Below are 18,053 nucleotides of genomic sequence, written 5' to 3' on the forward strand. Positions count from 1 at the left end.
CCTTCCGGCGGGCCTCGTCGAGCATTTCATGCACTCCTCGGGCCACCCCGACGAGGCACGCAGTGACCGAGGAGGCCCCGTCTGGCTAGCGCGCGAGGATCAGTTCCGCCTTCAACCCGCCCAGCCGTTCGCTTTCGCCCAGCCTGAGACTGCCGCCGTGGCTCCGCGCAATATCTGCGGTAATGGCAAGCCCCAGCCCGACGCCCGATCCCTGATCCTGGTTGCGCCCGGGAACCAGCCGAACGAAAGGCTTCAGCGCCTCCTCGCGCTTGTCTTCGGGAATGCCCGGTCCGTCATCCTCTACCGTGAAGCGCACGGATCTTTCCAGGATCGCGACCGACACCTCGGCGATCCCGCCATAGGTCACCGCGTTCGAGATGAGATTGTCGAGCGCGCGCCTGACCGCGCCCGCCCGCCACAGCGCCACGCCCTCACCGGCCGCGCCCTGGAAGATCACATGCCGCCCCATCCGGTGCGCATCATCAACCGCGCGGCGCGCAATCTCCGCCGGGTCGACCTCCTCGGCATCCCCTTCAAGCGCATCGGTGCGGGCGAAGGCAAGAAACCCGTCCAGCATCCGGCGCATGTCCTCGACATCGCGCTCCAGCGCCTCCACCTCCTCGCCGTCCCCCAGCATCGCGAGGCCAAGCTTCAGCCGGGTCAGCGGCGTGCGCAAATCATGGCTGACGCCCGACAGCATCTGCGTCCTTTGCTCCATCTGCCGCTCGATCCGCGCCCGCATGTCGAGGAAGGCCGCCCCTGCGGCGCGCACCTCGCTCGCCCCGGCAATCCGGTAAGGGACCGTACGGCCCTTGCCGAAGGCCTCCGCCGCCGCCGCAAGCCGCCGGATCGGCCGGAGCTGGTTGCGCAGGAAGACGAAGGCGACAAGCGTCATGAGGGCACCGGTCGCCAGCATGTAGACCAGAAGCTGGTGGGGATTGCGCGCCGTCACCCGATTGCGGCTGAACTGCAGCTGATAGGGGCCGTGCGGGCTCTCGAACGACAGGCGCACCGTTCGCAGATCGGACAGATCGACGCCCTTGAGGCTCTCGAACGCCTCGCGCAGCGTGCGGATCACCACACGGCCGGAGAAATCATAGAAAGCGCGGCCGTCCCCGGTCTGGGCCTCGGCCTGCCGCGTCAGGACGAGCCCCAGACCGCTCGCCCGGCTCGCCGCCGCCGCAAAACCCGCCTCGGCCGAGGCCGCGCCCCGCAGCTCCGTCTCGATCATCCTGAGTTCGGGCATCATGTTGCGCGACATCTGCTGGGTGACATCGGTGAAATAGCGCTGGACAAAAAGCACCGAGACGACCAGTTGGATGGTCAGGATCGGCAGGATCAGGATAAGCGCCGCCCGGCCGTAAAGACCCTTGGGCAGAAAATGCTTGAGCCAGTCGAACATGATCCAAGCCTAGCGGCAGGCGCGAAGGGAGGAAAGCCTCATGCCCGTCGATGCGCCCCCTGCCCCGCCCGGCGTTGCCGAATGGCTGCGCCCCGGCAAGGACGGCGGCCTGAGGCGCGTTCTGGCGCCGAACCCCTCGCCCATGACCGGCCGCGGCACCAATTCCTATATTGTCGGCACCGGCAGCGTCGCCCTGATCGACCCCGGCCCCGATGACGACCGCCATCTCGCGGCCCTCCTCGCGGCGCTCGATCCGGGCGAGCGGATCAGCCATATCTTCGTCACCCACGCCCACCGCGACCATTCCGCGCTTGCCCCCCGCCTTGCCGCCGCCACCGGCGCGCCGGTCCTCGCCTTCGGTGATGCGACGGCAGGCCGGTCCGAGCTGATGGAAGACCTCGCCCGGCGCGAAGCGCCGACGGGCGGCGAAGGCGCCGACCGCGCCTTCCGGCCCGATCGACTCGTCGCCGACGGCGATCAGGTCGCCGGGGGCGACTGGTCCCTCACCGCCCTTCACACGCCGGGCCATTTCGGCAACCACCTGTGCCTGGACTGGCAAGGCGAGGTCTTCTCGGGCGATCACGTCATGGGCTGGTCGACCTCGATCGTCGCGCCCCCCGACGGCGACATGGGCGCCTACATGCGTTCGCTCGACCGGCTTGCGGCCGCCAGACCAGCGCGGCTCTGGCCCGGCCATGGCGATCCGGTCCTCGCCCCCCTCGCCCGGATTGCGGAGCTGACCCTCCACCGTCAGGCGCGCGCCCGCGCCATCACGGAAGCCCTGCGCGAAGGCCCCGCAACGCCGCTTAATCTCGCCCGGCAGATCTATACCGACACACCGACCGCGCTCCTCGGCGCCGCGGCCCTCAACACATTCGCACATCTTATTGAATTGTCAGAGAAAAATGAAGCCATCGCCGAAGGCGATCTTCGCTTCTCGGCCCGCTTTCGCCTTACCTGACCAGCGGCCGCCCGACCGGCCAAAAAACTTGGAAAACCCACTGGACGCCCCCCGGACCAGTTGCTATATCGCCCCCGGTGTTCCGGCGTAGCTCAGCGGTAGAGCAGTTGACTGTTAATCAATTGGTCGTAGGTTCGATCCCTACCGCCGGAGCCAATTAAACCAATAAAAGCAGCTACTTACCGAGACCGCCACTGGCGGTCTTTGTAGTTCTAGAACTACCTAGCAACCAATTAGCAAGCAAACGCGGTTGCTCGGTTTCGCTGTCCGAGCCAGCGTGCTAAATTTCAGCACCCTCATTTCGATTCAGTGGCTTGCTCATGAAGTTCGTTCCTCCCTCCGTCAAAGAGACCGCCTTCAACTGCCCGCACTGCGGTGTTCTGGCATCCCAATACTGGCATTCACTTCATGCGGACCCTCGTGGGCGGAACGGCCTACCAGAAGTGATTGACGACGACAAACTCAAGGAGCTGGCGTCGGGCCCTTTCAAGGACGAGAAAGAACGGGAACAGAAGTTGCGCTTCATTGAGCGATTACGGACCGCCCGGCCCTTCCTTACCCCCTTTCAAGTCAGACGGGATTACGATCTGAAGAATGCTTGGTGCAGCAGGTGCCACAACTGCGACGAAGTCAGTCTTTGGATAACAGATCAAATGATCTATCCTCAGATCGGTGATGCACCGTTGGCCAATCCCGACATGCCCCCGGATATCCGCAACGATTATGATGAGGCCAGTAACATCCTCGGCCAATCGCCCCGAGGCGCGGCAGCTCTTATTAGGCTCTGCATCCAAAAGCTCTGTAAGCACCTTGGTCAACCGGGCAAGAGCATTAACGATGACATCAAGGAACTTGTCGCGGGAGGGCTTGACCCGCGCATACAGAAGGCTTTGGACGTGGTCCGCGTGGTAGGAAACCACGCAGTTCACCCCGGCCAAATCGAACTCAAGGATGACAGAGCGACCGCGGAAAGCCTCTTCCGGTTGCTCAACTTGATCGTGGAAAAGATGATCTCCGAACCCAAACACGTTGATGAGGTCTACGCGGCGCTCCCGGAGGAAGCACGCAAAGCGATTGAGAAGCGCGACGGTAAGTAAGGCGCCCCCACAACCCATGCCGCGAGGGCGCCTGTCGGTTCGGGCAGCGAAGGAGCACCGCCGCCGACTGGTCCCGATGGTTTAGCGTCCGTCGGTTTCCTCAAGGACGTGCAGGTGGCTAGCCTGCGCCGCCGCGTGCCACTCCGGCGCGGCGGTCAGTGGGTTGCTTGCATCCGTGACAGAGGCGGATCGCTGTCACGTCAGTGCTCCAAAACGGCGATCCGCAGCGTAGGCAGACCCGCCAGCCGACACGACGAACCACACGGGGCGGCGACTGGTCATGGTCCAGAACCGGCTCCCGCCGCACCCCGCCATCCCATGCCCAAGCCTCCGAGGGCGGTTCCTCGAACCCCTGCCAGTATAGTCCGCCGCGCGTCTTCTCGGGCGCGGTGGACACGGGTGCAGGCTTCGTGGTGCGCTTTGGTGCGGGTTTCGGGATCGTCGCTGTGGGGTTCGAGGCTCGCCACGCGACCAGCCAGTCGGGCTGCTCGGTCATCGGGTCCACACCCGGTTCCCGCCGCGCCGCCACTGCGCCCATGTACCGTCCCGCTCCCAGCGGGCGAGGCAGTCAATCGGAAAGTCCTTCGCTAGCTTGCCCGCCTCCATCTCGGCGCGGCACTCAGCCTCGAACTGCTCGAACGTCCCGTAGATTGCTGCGAACGGCGAGAGCTGCGCGGCGGTGCGGTCCCGTTCCAGCTTTCGGACGCGGGCAAGGAGCGATTGCGTGCTGGGCATGTGGTCACCCCGCGCCTCCCGCCGCTCTCAATGCCGCCCCCAGCTCCCGCAGCCCTGCCAGTGCGCGGTCGCGCGATGCGAGCCGCGCCCGTGCGGCTCGCATCGCGCGCAGCCCCAGCAGGCGTTGTTCCGAGGGGGTCACCGTGTTGTCGGGATCGTCGCGCATAGTCTCGCGGCGGAAGAACCGCCCCGAGTGGAAGCTGAGGCCGGTGTGGTCATCTTCGCTGGCCTGCGCCCGGTGCGGTTCGGGGTCAGCGGCCCGTGCCGGGGATAACCACATCGCAGCGCGGGCGTTCATTGGTAACGCCCCTCGTAGGCGGCGATTGCCGTCTCGCGAACGTCTTGGGGCAGCTCGCCCCAAAGCTCCGTCAGCGATGCCTTGTTCCGCTCGACGTACTCCTTCGCGGTGATAGGCAAGAGGGTGACCGGATGGTGCTGCCACGTCGCAATCTTCTTGGCGAACGCCAGCACCTCATCGTAGCGCCTCAGCGGCACCGTGTGCAGATCGCTCGACCCGGCGGGCGTGCCAATGATGACGACCACAAACCGATCTGCGGGTGTCGGTTCGTAGGCGACGACCATGCCGCCGTTCTCAACGTGATGGACCGGCATCAGTTCACCTCCCGCGCTTCCAGCGCGATAATCCGCTGTTCCAGTTCCTCGTCCTTCCGGATCGAGGAAAGGGAGCCGATGGCGTTGATAATCATCTGCCCCACATCCGGCGGCACCTGACCGGATGCCACCGCCGCCAGCACCTGCTCGACCTGCTTGCCGATGGGCAGCTCGGGGTCAAAGTCGAACTCGACAGTCTGTGTCTGGCTGCGGAGCGTGGGCGCGATGCGGGCGAGGACAAGCCCCGCCGCCTGCATGTCCCCTGCCAGTGCGGCCTCGATCACCTTCTCCGCGACAGCCAACCCATCATCGCGCAGGGCGGCTTGCACCCGCTGCCGCTTATCCGGGACGCCCTTCGGACGTCCGGCAGGGTTGCCGCTGACACCTTTCTGAAAGCGTCCGCTGCGTGTGTTGGGCACGTAGCCCTGCATCCACTCGGGCTGTGTCTGATCGGTCATGGGGGCTTCCTGATCTCAACAGTTGGCGCGCAGCGGGTCAGGCGTGCTTCGCATAGACCGCAGCGGACTTGTCGCGCTTGGCGCGGATCGCCTCGGGACCGTCGGTGCGGATCACGTGCCCGGTGCGGGCATCGGTGACGGGCAAGCCGCCCACGGCCTTGACCGCCTCGGCCAGCACCTTGCCGCCGTGGTTCTCGAGGTAGGTCTTGGCGGAGCGCAGGGCACGCAGGCGCTGTGCGATGACGGGCTGGCGCGCGGTGTGGTACTCGACCAGAAGCACGCGGTGAATTTCAGGCGTCAGACCGGACAGCATCGGCGGCGCCCCCAGCGCACTGGCGGCAACCTCGTCGTCGCCGTCCGCGATTGCCTTTCTCACAAGGTCGATGCGGTTGGGGCTGGCTTTCAGGTGCGCCCGAACCTCGGTGCTGATGACCTCGCCCGCCTTCTGCTTCACCGGGGCGGCCAGATCGCGCTCGTACGAACCGATGGTCTTCTCGAACTGCGCCACGGCGCTGTCGATCTTGCTGGTCACCCCCGCCAGCTTCGCCCGTGCGTGGTCATCGGTTTTCAGCAACGCCGCTTCCGGGGTCAGCGTCGGGTCCGCGAAGGCCGCAGCCCGCAGGTCGTGGATGCCGGACAGGTAGCCATAGGCTGCGTCCAGTGCCTCGGTGGCGCTCGCCACCAGCGGGGCGGTCTCGTCGGTGTACCCGTCGAGGTTGGCGATGTTGGCGCTGTGAAGCGCGGGTGAAATTCGGGTGTCGATTTGGTCGGCCATGGTGTGGGAAACCCTGATGTGGCTTGCTGTTGCATGGCTACACTAGCTGTTAACCCCCGGGCGGTCTCCTGATATTTGTTTTAGATCAATGCGTTACGTCTAGTCGTCCCATTGATTGTCAATCTTTGGCATGGGCACCTCGCGCACCCTGCATGGGGCGGGACCGCGCAGCCGCGCGTACAGCGCGCGCTACAGCGGGGGTTTGCTGGGGCGCTACCCTGGCACCCCAAAGCCGCGCTCACCCCCTACAGCGCGCGCTGCGGTGCGGCAGGGGTGCGAAAGCAAACGGGGCGCTACCCTGCGGCAGCGCCCCGGTGCGGGACAGGTGGTGGAGCCGGGGCTACGCGGCGATGAACTGCTTCCAGCGGTAGAACTGGACGTTCAGGGTGCCCGCCGCCCATCCCCGCTCGGCTGCGACTGCCTTCGCCTCCTTGAGCGTCGGTGCCTTGCCGGTCTCGGCGAGCATCCCGTCCAGCGCGGTCCACACCGCATCGAGCTTGCCCCCGGCACGCGGGCGGATGATGCCGTTGTTCTCGACCTTGACCTTGATCGGGGCGGGTTGCTCGTCGGTGTGGGTAACCACACCCGTCAGCGCGGCGCGCATTCCGTCATTGTCGAGGTTGGCGTAGCTGATCCCCGCTTCCTTGCACGCGGCGCGGAGCTGGGTCTTGTTCATCGTGGCATAGTCGGTCATCGGTGGTTCCTTTTCTGTTCTCACCTACGACCTGCATCACATCAGCCGTCGCGCCTGTCTCCGGCGAAAATGCATCCATGCCCCGCTTGCGCCTCACGCCTGACACCGTTCATGTTCACCCTCTCGAACAATTCGCCGAAAGCCAGCAGCATGGACGTAAAGAAACCCCGACCACAATTGACCGGCAATGCCGGGCTGAATTACGCCTCGTGGCAACTCTCGCGGCGGGGCTGGCACGTCATGCCGACCATTCGCAATGCCCGAGGATCGGACCTAATCGCCACCAACGACGACGAAACGGTTTTCCTCGGCATTCAGTCCAAAGCGCTAAGCAAGCGCTCGGCGGTCCCCCTCGGGCAGCACATCAACAACCTGCGTTCGGATTGGTGGATCATTACGATCCACGCCAACAGCGACAACCCGGTTTGCTTTATCCTCCGGTTGGAAGAGGTGCGGTCGCTGGCGGGGCAGGACCGGAACGGTGGCGCGTGGTGGCTGGAACCAAAGAACTACGACAAGCCTGAGTTTCGTGAGGCGTGGGACCGCCTCACGAACCCCATTTCGCCGATAGCCACACCCGGGAGCTAGCGGCGCTACCCCATCTTCAGGGGACCAAACATCCCTGACTGCACCATCGCCATGTAGATGTTCTTCATCGCAATGGCGGTGTCCTGTTCCACGAACAGCGACGACCTAGCCCCGTGAGGTACGCCAAGAAGGTAGGGGCGCATGGTCTCCCAAGATTCCGCCCTTTCCGCCCACCGCCAACACGGCAGCTCCTGCTCAAGCATGAGCGGCACCGCAAGCGACTTCGGAACCATCTTGCCGGGGTTGAGGGGCTGCGACCATTCACAGCGCACCAGAACCGGGGTGGTCCCGTCTGCGTAGAACGGAATGTCAACCTGCTCGGCGGTGATGGTCGCGCACGGGTGGCTGGGCAGCGCCTCCACCGCCTCAATCACCCTGTCGGGGTTACCGTAGGGGCAGGTGATAAAGCCGTGGGCGAAGTGCCTCGTGTGGTCGAGTCCCTCATACCCGCAGCGTTCGTTCGGGTTCGTTTCGGGATGCCGCCCATCATGGTTCACAACAAGCGGGTGCCAGGTCGGGTAGGCGTCCACCACGGGACCGCACTTGTCTACGATGTCGAGCAGCGCTTCTTCTGCGCGCTGACGGTCGGGACCGGACAGGTGCCTGCCCAACAGGTACGACTTGACCCTCTCGTAGCCACCGGCTGCGTCTTCTTCTGCACGAAATGCCATGTTTGACTCCATACGACATGCTTCACGCATGAATTTATCACGGTACGCATGAAATTCAAGTATCGTGCGCAACATGCGTTCACCACGCACGGCGCGGCGCTCATCGCTGCGATGGCTCCCCAGCTGGATGCTACGGAAGGTTTGGATGACCACACCGGCAACGGACACAACGGGTTAGGTGCCCCGTGCCGTTGATACCCGGTCAAGTGGACGACCATTACACGGACGCAAATAACCGCGTAATGCAGGTAGTTGTAACTGCCACCCCTATATGCAAATCCGAGTTACAACACTAACAACACTAACAACACACCAAATGTTAGCGCTAACTGTTTACTATTCGTTTTGGACGAACAGCAATTTCAGATGTTAGTGTTGTAAGTGTTGTTATCCCAATTTGCATAGGGGGGGTGGGATTACAACACCCCGCGTCAGTTCGTTTCCTCGGCCTTAATCGGGCGGTACAGGGTGAGGTTCTTTGCCCCTGTGGTCAGCTCGACTTTATGGACAAATTCGAATTGACGCAGGTCCATATCGACCTTCGCCCATTGCGCCCGGTTCACCTTCACGTCCGGCAACTGGCACTCGACCTGCTCACGGGTAATGAACGGTTCGCTGCCCGCGTGGACCATCTCGACCAGCTTGTTCCGAACAATGTCCGCCACGGTGAGCTTGCGACGGTCCTCGAAGCCTTCACCCTCCTTCGGCACTGTGGTTGCCTCCTGCCACAGCTCCTCCATCGCGCGCCTGCCCCACACAACCGCCCCCGGCTCGACCTTCACCAGCACCGTGTCGGGACCATCCTTGCGCTCGTACAGCACATGCACCGGCGCGGTCTTGTACGACAGCCCGAACCAGACGAGGTTGGTTTTAGCAACGACCGCGACGTATTCATTTTCTTCCCGAAGGTCTTGCGCGTGCAGGAATGACAAGCGCGGGCTGTTCACCCACGCCGTTGCCCCCATCACCGAATCCGCGAGGTATTCATGCTTCCCCTTGTTGGCGTGTCCGATCACGGCAATCGTCAGGTTGTGCCGCTCCGCAATCCCTTGGAGGTAGGCCATCAGCTTCTTGACGCCCTCATCGCTGTTCGGTCCCGCCTGCCGCTCCCATGTGGTCAGCCCGACCGCCGTGTCCAGCACCACCAACCGCAGCGATTGCACCCCCGCGTGGGCGGGCAGGTTCTCGATGCGCACGGCAGCGGCAATGATCGCCGGTTCCAGGTGCTCGTATACGTTGAAGGTCGAGCCAACCGTGCGCCCTTGGTGATCCTGCTTCACGGCGACCGCCTTCACGACCTGAAGCGTCCCGTCCCCGCCGCCGGCCTTCGTGTGGCGCACCTTGATCCAGTCCGTCAATTCCTCGCAACTGATCCAGAGGGTGGAGGCGAAGCCGCTGATGTGAGCAGCCATACTCGCGACGAAGGACGACTTTGCGCTGGACCCTCGTCCGTAGAAGCCGACAACGCACCGCTCAGGCAGATACGGGTCCAGAAGGTAGCGAAGCGTGATCTTGGCGGTATCGCTGGACATAGCAAACTCCAATTCGATGCTGTTCGGGTCGGCCTGCGGCGGGAGTCTGGTCTGTGCGCCCTGCTTCATCCCCTCGCGCCGCGTCCGTTCTTCCTCCTGCTTGAGCTTCAGTTCTTCGCCCTTCGTAAATTCCTCTTGCAGCTTCTTGGCTTCGGCCATTCGGTCCCGCTCAGCCTCAGCTTTGCGCGCCTCAAATTCCGTTTTCCGGGTCTGAGGGTCCATTGCCGCTCTTTCTTCATGTTCGGCGCGCAGATGTTCCGGGGCGATTGACGCAAGGAACCGATCTTCCTCAGGCGTGGTCTCACGCACCGCGAACCAATCAAGCGCTTTACCATCGGCTTTGGAATTGTCAGCCACGGCGCACCTCCGCCGCGCGAATGCACGAATTGGGTTTACGCCTGTAATTGAAGCGCTGGCCGTGCAGCGCGGTATCGGGTAGGTTTCCCATTGTGCTTGTCTCGCTATGCAAGGTGGGATTGCGTTGCTATCGCCCGGGAGCTGGTCACTTCCGGGCGATTTTATTGGCGGCGCTTACTGCGGACTTGCTGCGGGCGGCTCGTGTCCAAATTCGGCAGCAATTACCTGCCCCCGCCATTGATGGACCGTAAAGCGTTCGCGGAATACTCGCTGGTACTCCCGGCGCTATGCTGTTCGATCCACTCAAGAACATCACCGAGCCGGTAGCGCACGGGCGATTGGGCAGTCGGACCAAGTTTGATGAAGCGCGGTCCCTTGGACTTGAATCTCCATATCTCGAGAGAATTGTTCCGAATGCCGAGCAGCTCGGCGGTCTCTTGGGAGGTGAGAAGTTTGTTGGGATCGGGCGCGCGATATGTCGCGGTCTCGGTCGGCGGAATAGAAGCCGCACGGTTCCCGTTGATCCACGGAGGCGTAATGGTGTCAGACATACTAGCGGTCCTATGGGGATCGGGTTCCCGCCTGTGAGCCATGTCACTCAGACGTAGCCGCGTCCCCATGGACCGCAATTTTTCGCCCAAACCACTTGGCTCAATGCCGAGAGCGCTTCCTCAGCGCGGCAGTAAGGGCAGGCCTTGGGAAGCTACAATAAGCTGCTTAATTCTAGCAAGCGAAATATTGCACGCGTTCTGCGGGTAAATGCGGTTGCACGGCCACCCCCCAAAAAACGCGCGTACAGCGCTGAGAGCGCGGGGCCACTGGTAGGGTAGCGGCCCACCCCGCACCCCCGCTGCCGCGCGGGAAAACGGGGTGTACGGGGTGCTATTAGCGCTGGGGTAGCGGCACCACATTGCTGCGGGCCGATCCCGTTTCACGTTCCCATTTTTCGAGGTGAGCGACCAACGACTGTTGGACAGCAAATTGGAGGTCGCGCAAGGACACGCGCGGGCGGTCAGGGTCGCAGCAATCGGAGTAAGTGTTTTTATCAACTTCGCAAGCGGCGTAGTCCAAAACTGAAAGAGCCTCTTCGATACTGATGCGAATACCGAGATCGGTCATTGTGGTCATCCCATTTGGATGCAGCCGTCTGCATTGCAGACGGCTAGCGGGTTGTGATGTGATTAGAACCCGCCATTGACCCATGTCCTGCATGGCGCGCCGTTAGAAAGAATCACAAAAGAACAGCGCGAGCAAGTGTTATTCCTGCCCGCGCTTTCAACAGTCGGTTTTTGAGCTATGGACGATGTTGGTCAGGCGGTAGCCCCGAGCTGCACCACGTTCTTCCCCGCTGCGACCGCCGCCTTCTGTTCGATCCAGCCGCCGATTTGTTCAATCTCGGGGTGCAGCCAGCGCAGGTCGGTCAGGTCAAGATACGCGCGGCTGGTCACGTCCTCTTGGGCAGGCTTGTGACCGATCAACAAATCGGTGCGGAATTTCTCGATGCGCAGCTCGCGCTGCGAGATGTTGGAAAGCGTCTTGCGCAGCCCGTGCGCTCCGACGATGCGCCCAGCCAGCCTGTCCACTTCAGCCAACACCGTGCGCGGGTCGGTGATATGCCCATCCTTGCCCCGGCTGGGGAACACATGGTCGTTCCCCTCCACCCGCTTGCAAGCATCAAGGATGGCAATGGTGGCGGAGGACAACGGCAACATGATCGGCTTGCCCTGCTTCCGGTCCCCGAGGAACCAATACGACCTGGCGGGGCCTTCGCGGTCGATGTGAACGTCAGTCCACAGCAGCTTGGACGCCTCGCCCCTGCGGCAACCTGTGGTGAGCAGGAACATCACGAAATTCACCCCGGCCAACACATCACGGTTGCGAGCGGTCTCGCGCGCGGCGAGCAGCATGTTCCAGACCGCACCCACCTTGTCGAAAGGGACATAACGGTCGGTGCGGTCGCCCAGCGTTGCCCAGTGCCGCTTCATCGCACCGACGGGGTTGACCGGGATCAGCGGGCTACCGTCCGCAAGCTGGTGTTCGTCGGCGGCGTAGTTCAGGATGATGCGCAGGACCACCATCGCCGAGTTGGCGCTGGCCGGTGCCCCGCCCTTCCGCTTCTTCCCCTTCAACCCGCCGCGTACCAGTTCCGCGTGCCGCTCGCGCACCATGTCGCGGGTGATGCTGACCACAGGCTTGTCTGCCCAGTCCTTGAAGGTCTTGTCGATGAAGAAGCGATACCAGTCTTTCGTGCTCTCCTTCAGCTTGCCCGGCCTGCCAAGGTAGCTGTCGAACACGTCCTTGAGCGTGATGCCTTCCAGCTCCTGCTTCTTCTTCGCGGCTTCCTCCTGCGCCTTCTTCTCCGCTTCCACGGCGCGCGGGTCGATACCCCGGCTCATTGCCAGCACCAACTCCCGCGCCTCGTCCCGTGCGCGCTCGACTGTCAGCGGACCATAGGCGCCCACCGTGATCCGCACTGCGGCGCTGGCACCGCCCTTGATGCGGCGCTGCACGATGAAGATGCGCTTGCCCTTGGGGGTCACCTTTAAGCCGAACCCGGCAATGTCGGTGTCCCAAAAGAAGGCGTCTTGGTTGCTAGCAACCACCTTGTCGACGAAGGTCTTGGTGAGTTTGACGGTTGTTCTGTCGGACATAGCAAAATCCCCAGCAAGCAAATAGCAAACGGTTGCGGTACGGCTGCATAAAGCTACGCTCGGGCAGGTTAGTCAGTCAAGTATCTGATTTTGCTACAAAAATAAAGCTACACCGGGGTTATGCAAAGCTGCGTAAAGGTGCGCGGCTCGATACTGTTAATCAATTGGTCGTAGGTTCGATCCCTACCGCCGGAGCCAATCAGTAGAAACCGATGGGAAGTACCGCGATAGCGGGCGCGGACCGCGGTAGGGATTGCGGATGGCCGACCGGAAGTGCGGAACCTCAGCCTCAGCCTAACCCTCAGCCGCCGCCGCCCATCGCGACCGACATGAAGGCGCGGAAGATCGTTGCGGGCTGGCTGTGCGGACGCTTGCGCGACCAGGCGAGGCCGACATCCATGCTGGGAATGTCCTGATCGACCGGCCTGAGTTCGATCCGCTGCCCTTCCAGGGACCAGGGGCGATAGACCATGTCCGACAGGATCGTCACGCCCATGCCCGCTGCCACCAGCGACCGGACGGCCTCGACCGAGCTGGTGGCGAAGATCACGTTCGGCGCCAGCCCCGCCTCCTGCCAGTAGCGTCCGGCGGTGGTGCGCGCCTCGTCGACGGTCAGCATCACATAGGGTTCACGGGCCACGTCGGCCAGGGTCACGCGGTCCTGGCCCAAAAGCGGGTGGTCGGCGGGAAGCCACAGCCTGCGCCGCGACCGCATCAGCGTTTCCTGTTCGATCTCGGCCCGGTTCGCGAGGTTCGAGACCAGCATCACCGCGATGTCGACCGAGCCCTCGATGATGCCCTTCTCGATCTCGCCGCGTGGCAGTTCGATCATTTCCAGTGCGATATCGGGATAGGCGCGGCGGAAGCGGGCATAGTGCCGGGTCATGAAATAGCCCGCGACAGTATAGGTGGCGGCGACGCGCAGGCTGCCCTGCGCCGCGCGCCCCTCGCCGAGCGGGCTGCGCACGGCGTCCTCGACGGCGGCGGCGATGTTGCGCGCGTGATGCAGGAAGCGCGCGCCCGCGATGGTGGGCGTCACGCCGGCCGGCGTGCGTTCCAGAAGCTGGACACCCAACTGCGCTTCGAGCGCCTGTATCGCGGCCGTGACGGCAGATTGCGAGACGTTCATCTCCATGGCGGCATGGCTGATCTGTCCGGTTTCCACCGCGGCGATGAAGTATCGCACCTGCCGGAACGTAATGGACATCACTCAACCTCATCTGATTTTTCGATACGATGATACAGAATTTAGAATTTTACAATATGAGGGTCGCGCCGCACGATCCCCTCGACAAGGTTCATTCGGGGAGGCGGGTGATGGCTGTCACCATCAACTGTGACATGGGCGAAGGATTTGGCCTGTATCACATGGGCGACGATGCCGGCATGATGCCGATGATCGACATCGCCAATGTCGCCTGCGGGTTCCATGCGTCCGACTTCAATCATATGCGCAAGACGGTGCGGATGGCCAAGGCGCATGGCGTCAGGGTTGGCGCGCATCCCTCGCTGCCGGACCTGCAGGGCTTTGGCCGACGCGAGATGAAGATGGGGCGCGAGGAGATGGCGAACTGCCTGATCTACCAGATCGGCGCGCTTTGCGGTTTCCTCAGGGCCGAGGGGATGGAGCTGAACCATATCAAGCCGCATGGCAGCCTGTTCGGCATGGCCGCACGGCAGGAAGAGATCGCCCATGCCGTCTGCGACGCCGCCGACATCTTCGGCGTGCCGATCCTGGGCATGGTCGGCACATTGCACGAGACGATCTATCCCGCGCGCGGGCACCGGCTGGTGGCCGAATATTACGGCGACCTGGATTATCGCCCCGACGGCACGCTGATCGTCACGCGCGAGCACGAGGCGAAGGACCCGTCCGAGATGGCCGCGCGTGTCCTGCGCGCGATCGAGAAGCGGGAAGGGACGGCGACCGACGGCTCTCACTTCCCGACGCGCTGCGAATCGGTCTGCATCCATTCCGACACGCCGAACGCCCTTGAAATCGCCGCCGCCGTGCGCGCGGCCATCGCGCCCCATTCCGACCGCAAGGAGTAACTCATGGCCCAGATCCTCTCGCCCCTGCCGGGCACCTTCTACCGCGCCTCCTCGCCCGACAAGCCGCCCTACAAGGCCGACGGTGATGCCGTCGCAGTGGGCGACGTGATCGGCCTGATCGAGGTGATGAAAAGCTTCCACGAGGTGAGGTCGGACGTGGCGGGCGCGAACGTCCGCTTTGTGGCCGACAATGAAGAGCCGGTGATGGCCGGTGCGCTGCTGGCGGAGCTTGACTGATGCTGAAGAAGCTTCTCGTCGCCAACCGCGGAGAGATCGCCGTGCGGATCATCCGGGCGGCGCGCGACCTTGGTATCGCGACGGTGGCGGTGCATTCCGACGCCGATGCGACCGCGCTGCATGTGCAGATCGCGGACGAGGCGGTGAACATCGGCCCGCCGGCGGCGAAGAAGAGCTATCTGAACACCGAGGCGATCCTGAAGGCCGCCGAGGCGACCGGGGCGGATTCGATTCATCCCGGCTATGGGTTTCTGGCCGAGAACGCTGCATTTTCCGATGCGGTCGCGGCTAAGGGTTTGACCTTCGTCGGCCCGTCGGGCGACGCGATTCGAATGATGGGCGACAAGGTCACGGCACGCTCGGCGGCGGCGGCTGCGGGCGTGCCGGTTGTTCCGGGGTCGGCGGGCCGCGTCGACGGAATCGAGGCGGCCCGCCAAATCCTGATCGACACCGGCTTTCCGGTCATGATCAAGGCGGCCGCAGGCGGCGGCGGGCGCGGCATCCGCATCGCCAATTCGCTGGCCGAATTCGAACAGGCCTTCCCCCAGGCCGAGGCCGAGGCACTCGCGGCGTTCGGCGACGGCGGGCTTTACATGGAAAAGGTCATCGCGCGGGCCCGTCATATCGAGGTGCAGGTGCTGGGCGACGGCAGGGATGCGGTCCATTGCTTCGAACGCGAATGTTCGCTGCAGCGCCGCCGCCAGAAAGTGTGGGAGGAAGCGCCCTCGCGCGCCCTGTCGGACCGGGTGAGGGAAGAGCTTTGCGCCTCGGCCGTCGCGCTGGCGCGGGCGGTCGGCTATTCGGGCGCGGGCACGGTCGAATACCTTTATGACGATGCGGCCGACCGGTTCTACTTCATCGAGATGAACACCCGGATCCAGGTCGAGCATCCGGTGACCGAGGCGATCACCGGCATCGACCTCGTGGCCGAGATGCTGCGGATCGCGGGGGGCGAGCCCTTGCGGTTCCGGCAATCCGATCTGCGGGTGAAGGGCCATGCGATCGAGGTCCGGCTGAACGCCGAGGATCCGGCCCGCGATTTCGCGCCTTTCCCCGGCACGGTGGGCGATCTGCGTATTCCCGGCGGGCCGGGGGTGCGGTTCGATTCCATGCTCTACCCCGGCTATCAGGTGCCGCCCTTCTACGATTCCCTTCTCGCCAAGCTGATCGTCCATGCCGAAACGCGCGAGGCCGCGATCACGCGGCTGGTCCGCGCGCTCGATGAGCTGGACATCGGCGGGATGAAGACGACGAAGCCACTCTTCCTCGCATTGGCGCGGGACGCCGACGTGCAGGCGGGGGCGGTTCACACCCGCTGGCTGGAAGGCTGGCTTGAAACCCATTCGGGCGCGCTCGCGCCCGATCCGCAACCCTGAGGGAAGGAGGGACCATGTCTATCCGTTTCAGCTTTGGCGGTGACGAACATATCTTCGCCGAGGTGTCCGAATCCATGTCGCTCGAGGCGTTCTTCACCTCGCTGTCGATGACCAATGCGGTCAAGGCGGCCGGGATCAGGGGCGTGACCGAGATCTGCCCCGCGAACGCAAGCTTCCAGATCAAGTTCGATCCCGACCGGATCAGGCCCGCCGATCTTCTGAAGGAATTGCAGTCGATGGAGGGCGCAGCCTCGAAATCCGATGCTACGCTGAAGACAAGGATCATCGAGATCCCGGTCTTCTATCAGGACCCCTGGACGCATGAGACGCTGATGCGGTTCCGCGAACGCCATCAGGACCCGAGTTCGACCGACATCGAATATGCGGCAAGCGTGAATGGCTACGGATCGGTCGAGGATTTCATCGCCGCCCATTCCGGCAGCCCCTGGTTCGTCTCGATGGTGGGTTTCGTCGCCGGTCTGCCGTTCCTGTACCAGATGGTCGAACGCAAGCGGCAGATCGAGGTGCCGAAATACCTGCGCCCCCGGACCGACACACCGAAACTGACGGTCGGCTATGGCGGCTGCTTTTCCTGCATCTATTCGGTCAGGGGCGCGGGCGGCTACCAGATGTTCGGCATCACGCCGATGCCGATCTACGACCCGAACCAGAAGATCAGCTACCTGACTGAGGAGATGTGCCTCTTCCGGCCCGGCGACATCGTGAAATGGAAGCCTATCGGGCGCGACGCCTATGACGCCGCGGTCGAGGCGGTGGAAGAGAACCGGTTCGAGCCGGTGATCCGCGACTGCAGCTTTTCGCTGGCCGATTTCAACCGCGACATCGACGGAACCAATGCCAAGCTGATGGAGGTGCTCCATGGCCGTTAAGGTGATCTCTCCGGGCCTGTCGACGACCGTGCAGGACCTCGGGCGGCCGGGTTACTACCATCTGGGTATCCCGATCTCGGGCGGCATGGACCGTTTCGCGCTGCGTGTCGCCAACATGCTCGTGGGCAACGACGAAGGCGCCGCGGTGCTTGAGGCCGTGTTCATGGGGCCGGAACTGGAATTCACCGCACCGGCCACGGTGGCGGTGACGGGGGGCGATCTTCCGCCGAAGGTCAATGGTGAGGATCGCGACAGCTGGTCCGCGTTTCAGGTTAAGGCGGGGGATCGTCTCTCGTTCGGGTTCCTCAAGGGGGGCGCCCGGGCTTATATCGCCGTGTCGGGCGGGATCGACGTGCCCGTAAAGCTCGGCTCGCGCTCGACCTACACGCTCGGCGCGCTTGGCGGGCATGAGGGGCGCGCGCTGAAGGCGGGCGACGAGCTTGCCGTCGGCGGCGGCGGCGGGCCGGGCAAGGGCGCAGTGCCCGCCAACCTGCGCCGCATGCCGGGCAATCCGGCGGAACTGCGCATGTTGCCGGGGCTCTACTGGCACCGGATCACATCTGCCGCCGGAAAGCAGTTCTTCGCCGATACCTGGAAGGTCGCGCCCGAGGCCGACCGGATCGGCTATCGCTTCAAGGGCGGTACCGCGCTTGATTTCGTGCCGCGCGAACAGCCGTTCGGCGCAGGCTCGAACCCGTCGAACATCGTCGATGCCTGCTATCCCTACGGCTCGATTCAGGTGCCGGGGGGCACGGAACCCATCGTCCTGCACCGCGATGCCGTGTCGGGCGGCGGCTACATGATGCTCGGCTGCGTGATCGCCGCCGACATGGATCTGATCGGCCAGCTTCAGCCCCACGCGCCCGCCCGCTTCGTCGAGGTGACGATGGATCAGTCGCTGGCCGCGCGGGCCGACCGGCAGGCCGCATTGCAGCGCGTCCGCGACCATCTGGGACTGTGAGGGA

Annotated in this window: 20 protein-coding genes and 1 tRNA gene; 9 read left to right on the forward strand and 12 right to left on the reverse strand. The window is 63.7% G+C overall.

Annotation, left to right across the window (positions count from 1 at the left end):
- Positions 1–85 precede the first annotated feature (85 nt).
- A complete protein-coding gene (locus tag P0645_RS17345; protein WP_284165816.1) occupies positions 86–1,402 on the reverse strand; it encodes an ATP-binding protein in 1,317 nt (438 codons plus the stop codon).
- A gap of 40 nt (positions 1,403–1,442) precedes the next feature.
- Between P0645_RS17345 and P0645_RS17350 the strand changes: the two genes are divergently transcribed.
- The 3 genes from P0645_RS17350 to P0645_RS17360 all read left to right on the forward strand — a co-directional run bounded on the left by P0645_RS17350 (position 1,443) and on the right by P0645_RS17360 (position 3,460).
- On the forward strand, positions 1,443–2,363 hold the full coding sequence (locus P0645_RS17350) for an MBL fold metallo-hydrolase (protein WP_284165817.1): 921 nt from the start codon (positions 1,443–1,445) through the stop codon (positions 2,361–2,363).
- 81 nt (positions 2,364–2,444) lie between these two features.
- Positions 2,445–2,519: transfer RNA gene (locus P0645_RS17355), tRNA-Asn, on the forward strand.
- A 164-nt stretch (positions 2,520–2,683) separates the two neighbouring features.
- The gene (locus P0645_RS17360) at positions 2,684–3,460 is read left to right on the forward strand and encodes a DUF4145 domain-containing protein (RefSeq protein ID WP_284165818.1); all 777 of its coding nucleotides are present in this window, start codon (positions 2,684–2,686) and stop codon (positions 3,458–3,460) included.
- A gap of 492 nt (positions 3,461–3,952) precedes the next feature.
- Here P0645_RS17360 and P0645_RS17365 read toward each other — a convergent pair whose 3' ends face one another.
- From P0645_RS17365 to P0645_RS17390, 6 genes are all read right to left on the reverse strand, one after another.
- On the reverse strand, positions 3,953–4,195 hold the full coding sequence (locus P0645_RS17365; protein ID WP_126977505.1) for a hypothetical protein: 243 nt from the start codon (positions 4,193–4,195) through the stop codon (positions 3,953–3,955).
- A gap of 4 nt (positions 4,196–4,199) precedes the next feature.
- Positions 4,200–4,475 (reverse strand): hypothetical protein, encoded by a 276-nt coding sequence (locus tag P0645_RS17370; RefSeq protein WP_284165819.1) that lies wholly within the window; start codon positions 4,473–4,475, stop codon positions 4,200–4,202.
- 14 nt (positions 4,476–4,489) lie between these two features.
- Positions 4,490–4,807, reverse strand: a complete 318-nt coding sequence (locus tag P0645_RS17375; RefSeq protein ID WP_284165820.1) for a hypothetical protein — start codon at positions 4,805–4,807, stop codon at positions 4,490–4,492.
- The gene (locus P0645_RS17380; RefSeq protein WP_284165821.1) at positions 4,807–5,265 is read right to left on the reverse strand and encodes a DUF5681 domain-containing protein; all 459 of its coding nucleotides are present in this window, start codon (positions 5,263–5,265) and stop codon (positions 4,807–4,809) included. The genes P0645_RS17375 and P0645_RS17380 overlap by 1 nt, the downstream gene beginning before the upstream one ends.
- Positions 5,266–5,302: 37 nt before the next feature.
- On the reverse strand, positions 5,303–6,040 hold the full coding sequence (locus P0645_RS17385; protein WP_284165822.1) for a hypothetical protein: 738 nt from the start codon (positions 6,038–6,040) through the stop codon (positions 5,303–5,305).
- 340 nt (positions 6,041–6,380) lie between these two features.
- The gene (locus P0645_RS17390) at positions 6,381–6,734 is read right to left on the reverse strand and encodes a hypothetical protein (RefSeq protein ID WP_284165823.1); all 354 of its coding nucleotides are present in this window, start codon (positions 6,732–6,734) and stop codon (positions 6,381–6,383) included.
- 111 nt (positions 6,735–6,845) lie between these two features.
- Between P0645_RS17390 and P0645_RS17395 the strand changes: the two genes are divergently transcribed.
- The gene (locus P0645_RS17395) at positions 6,846–7,322 is read left to right on the forward strand and encodes a hypothetical protein (RefSeq protein ID WP_284165824.1); all 477 of its coding nucleotides are present in this window, start codon (positions 6,846–6,848) and stop codon (positions 7,320–7,322) included.
- A 5-nt stretch (positions 7,323–7,327) separates the two neighbouring features.
- On the opposite strand, the gene P0645_RS17400 is transcribed toward P0645_RS17395, so the two are convergent.
- The 5 genes from P0645_RS17400 to P0645_RS17420 all read right to left on the reverse strand — a co-directional run bounded on the left by P0645_RS17400 (position 7,328) and on the right by P0645_RS17420 (position 13,740).
- On the reverse strand, positions 7,328–8,083 hold the full coding sequence (locus tag P0645_RS17400; RefSeq protein WP_284165825.1) for a hypothetical protein: 756 nt from the start codon (positions 8,081–8,083) through the stop codon (positions 7,328–7,330).
- Between the two features lie 341 nt (positions 8,084–8,424).
- Positions 8,425–9,882 (reverse strand): AAA family ATPase, encoded by a 1,458-nt coding sequence (locus tag P0645_RS17405; RefSeq protein WP_284165826.1) that lies wholly within the window; start codon positions 9,880–9,882, stop codon positions 8,425–8,427.
- 885 nt (positions 9,883–10,767) lie between these two features.
- The gene (locus tag P0645_RS17410; RefSeq protein WP_284165827.1) at positions 10,768–11,001 is read right to left on the reverse strand and encodes a hypothetical protein; all 234 of its coding nucleotides are present in this window, start codon (positions 10,999–11,001) and stop codon (positions 10,768–10,770) included.
- A 191-nt stretch (positions 11,002–11,192) separates the two neighbouring features.
- Positions 11,193–12,533 carry a tyrosine-type recombinase/integrase gene (locus P0645_RS17415; protein ID WP_284165828.1) on the reverse strand — a complete coding sequence of 447 codons (1,341 nt, stop codon included), beginning with the start codon at positions 12,531–12,533 and terminating at the stop codon, positions 11,193–11,195.
- Positions 12,534–12,834: 301 nt separating this feature from the next.
- The gene (locus P0645_RS17420; protein WP_284165829.1) at positions 12,835–13,740 is read right to left on the reverse strand and encodes a LysR family transcriptional regulator; all 906 of its coding nucleotides are present in this window, start codon (positions 13,738–13,740) and stop codon (positions 12,835–12,837) included.
- Positions 13,741–13,850: 110 nt separating this feature from the next.
- On the opposite strand from P0645_RS17420, the gene pxpA reads away from it, so the two are divergent.
- The 5 genes from pxpA to P0645_RS17445 are packed head-to-tail and all read left to right on the forward strand — an operon-like array spanning position 13,851 to position 18,049.
- Positions 13,851–14,585, forward strand: a complete 735-nt coding sequence (gene pxpA, locus P0645_RS17425; RefSeq protein WP_284165830.1) for a 5-oxoprolinase subunit PxpA — start codon at positions 13,851–13,853, stop codon at positions 14,583–14,585.
- Positions 14,586–14,588: 3 nt separating this feature from the next.
- A complete protein-coding gene (locus tag P0645_RS17430; protein ID WP_284165831.1) occupies positions 14,589–14,822 on the forward strand; it encodes an acetyl-CoA carboxylase in 234 nt (77 codons plus the stop codon).
- Positions 14,822–16,198: an acetyl-CoA carboxylase biotin carboxylase subunit gene (locus tag P0645_RS17435; protein WP_284165832.1), complete on the forward strand. Its 1,377-nt coding sequence runs from the start codon at positions 14,822–14,824 to the stop codon at positions 16,196–16,198. Before P0645_RS17430 ends, P0645_RS17435 begins: the two co-directional genes overlap by 1 nt.
- Before the next feature lie 14 nt (positions 16,199–16,212).
- The gene (locus P0645_RS17440) at positions 16,213–17,088 is read left to right on the forward strand and encodes a 5-oxoprolinase subunit B family protein (protein ID WP_284165833.1); all 876 of its coding nucleotides are present in this window, start codon (positions 16,213–16,215) and stop codon (positions 17,086–17,088) included.
- Positions 17,078–18,049, forward strand: coding sequence for a 5-oxoprolinase subunit C family protein (locus tag P0645_RS17445; RefSeq protein ID WP_284165834.1), 972 nt, complete (start codon positions 17,078–17,080; stop codon positions 18,047–18,049). The genes P0645_RS17440 and P0645_RS17445 overlap by 11 nt, the downstream gene beginning before the upstream one ends.
- The last annotated feature ends 4 nt before the right edge of the window (positions 18,050–18,053 follow it).

The sequence above is a fragment of the Frigidibacter sp. SD6-1 genome (genome assembly GCF_030143255.1).
Lineage (GTDB): Bacteria > Pseudomonadota > Alphaproteobacteria > Rhodobacterales > Rhodobacteraceae > TMP-24.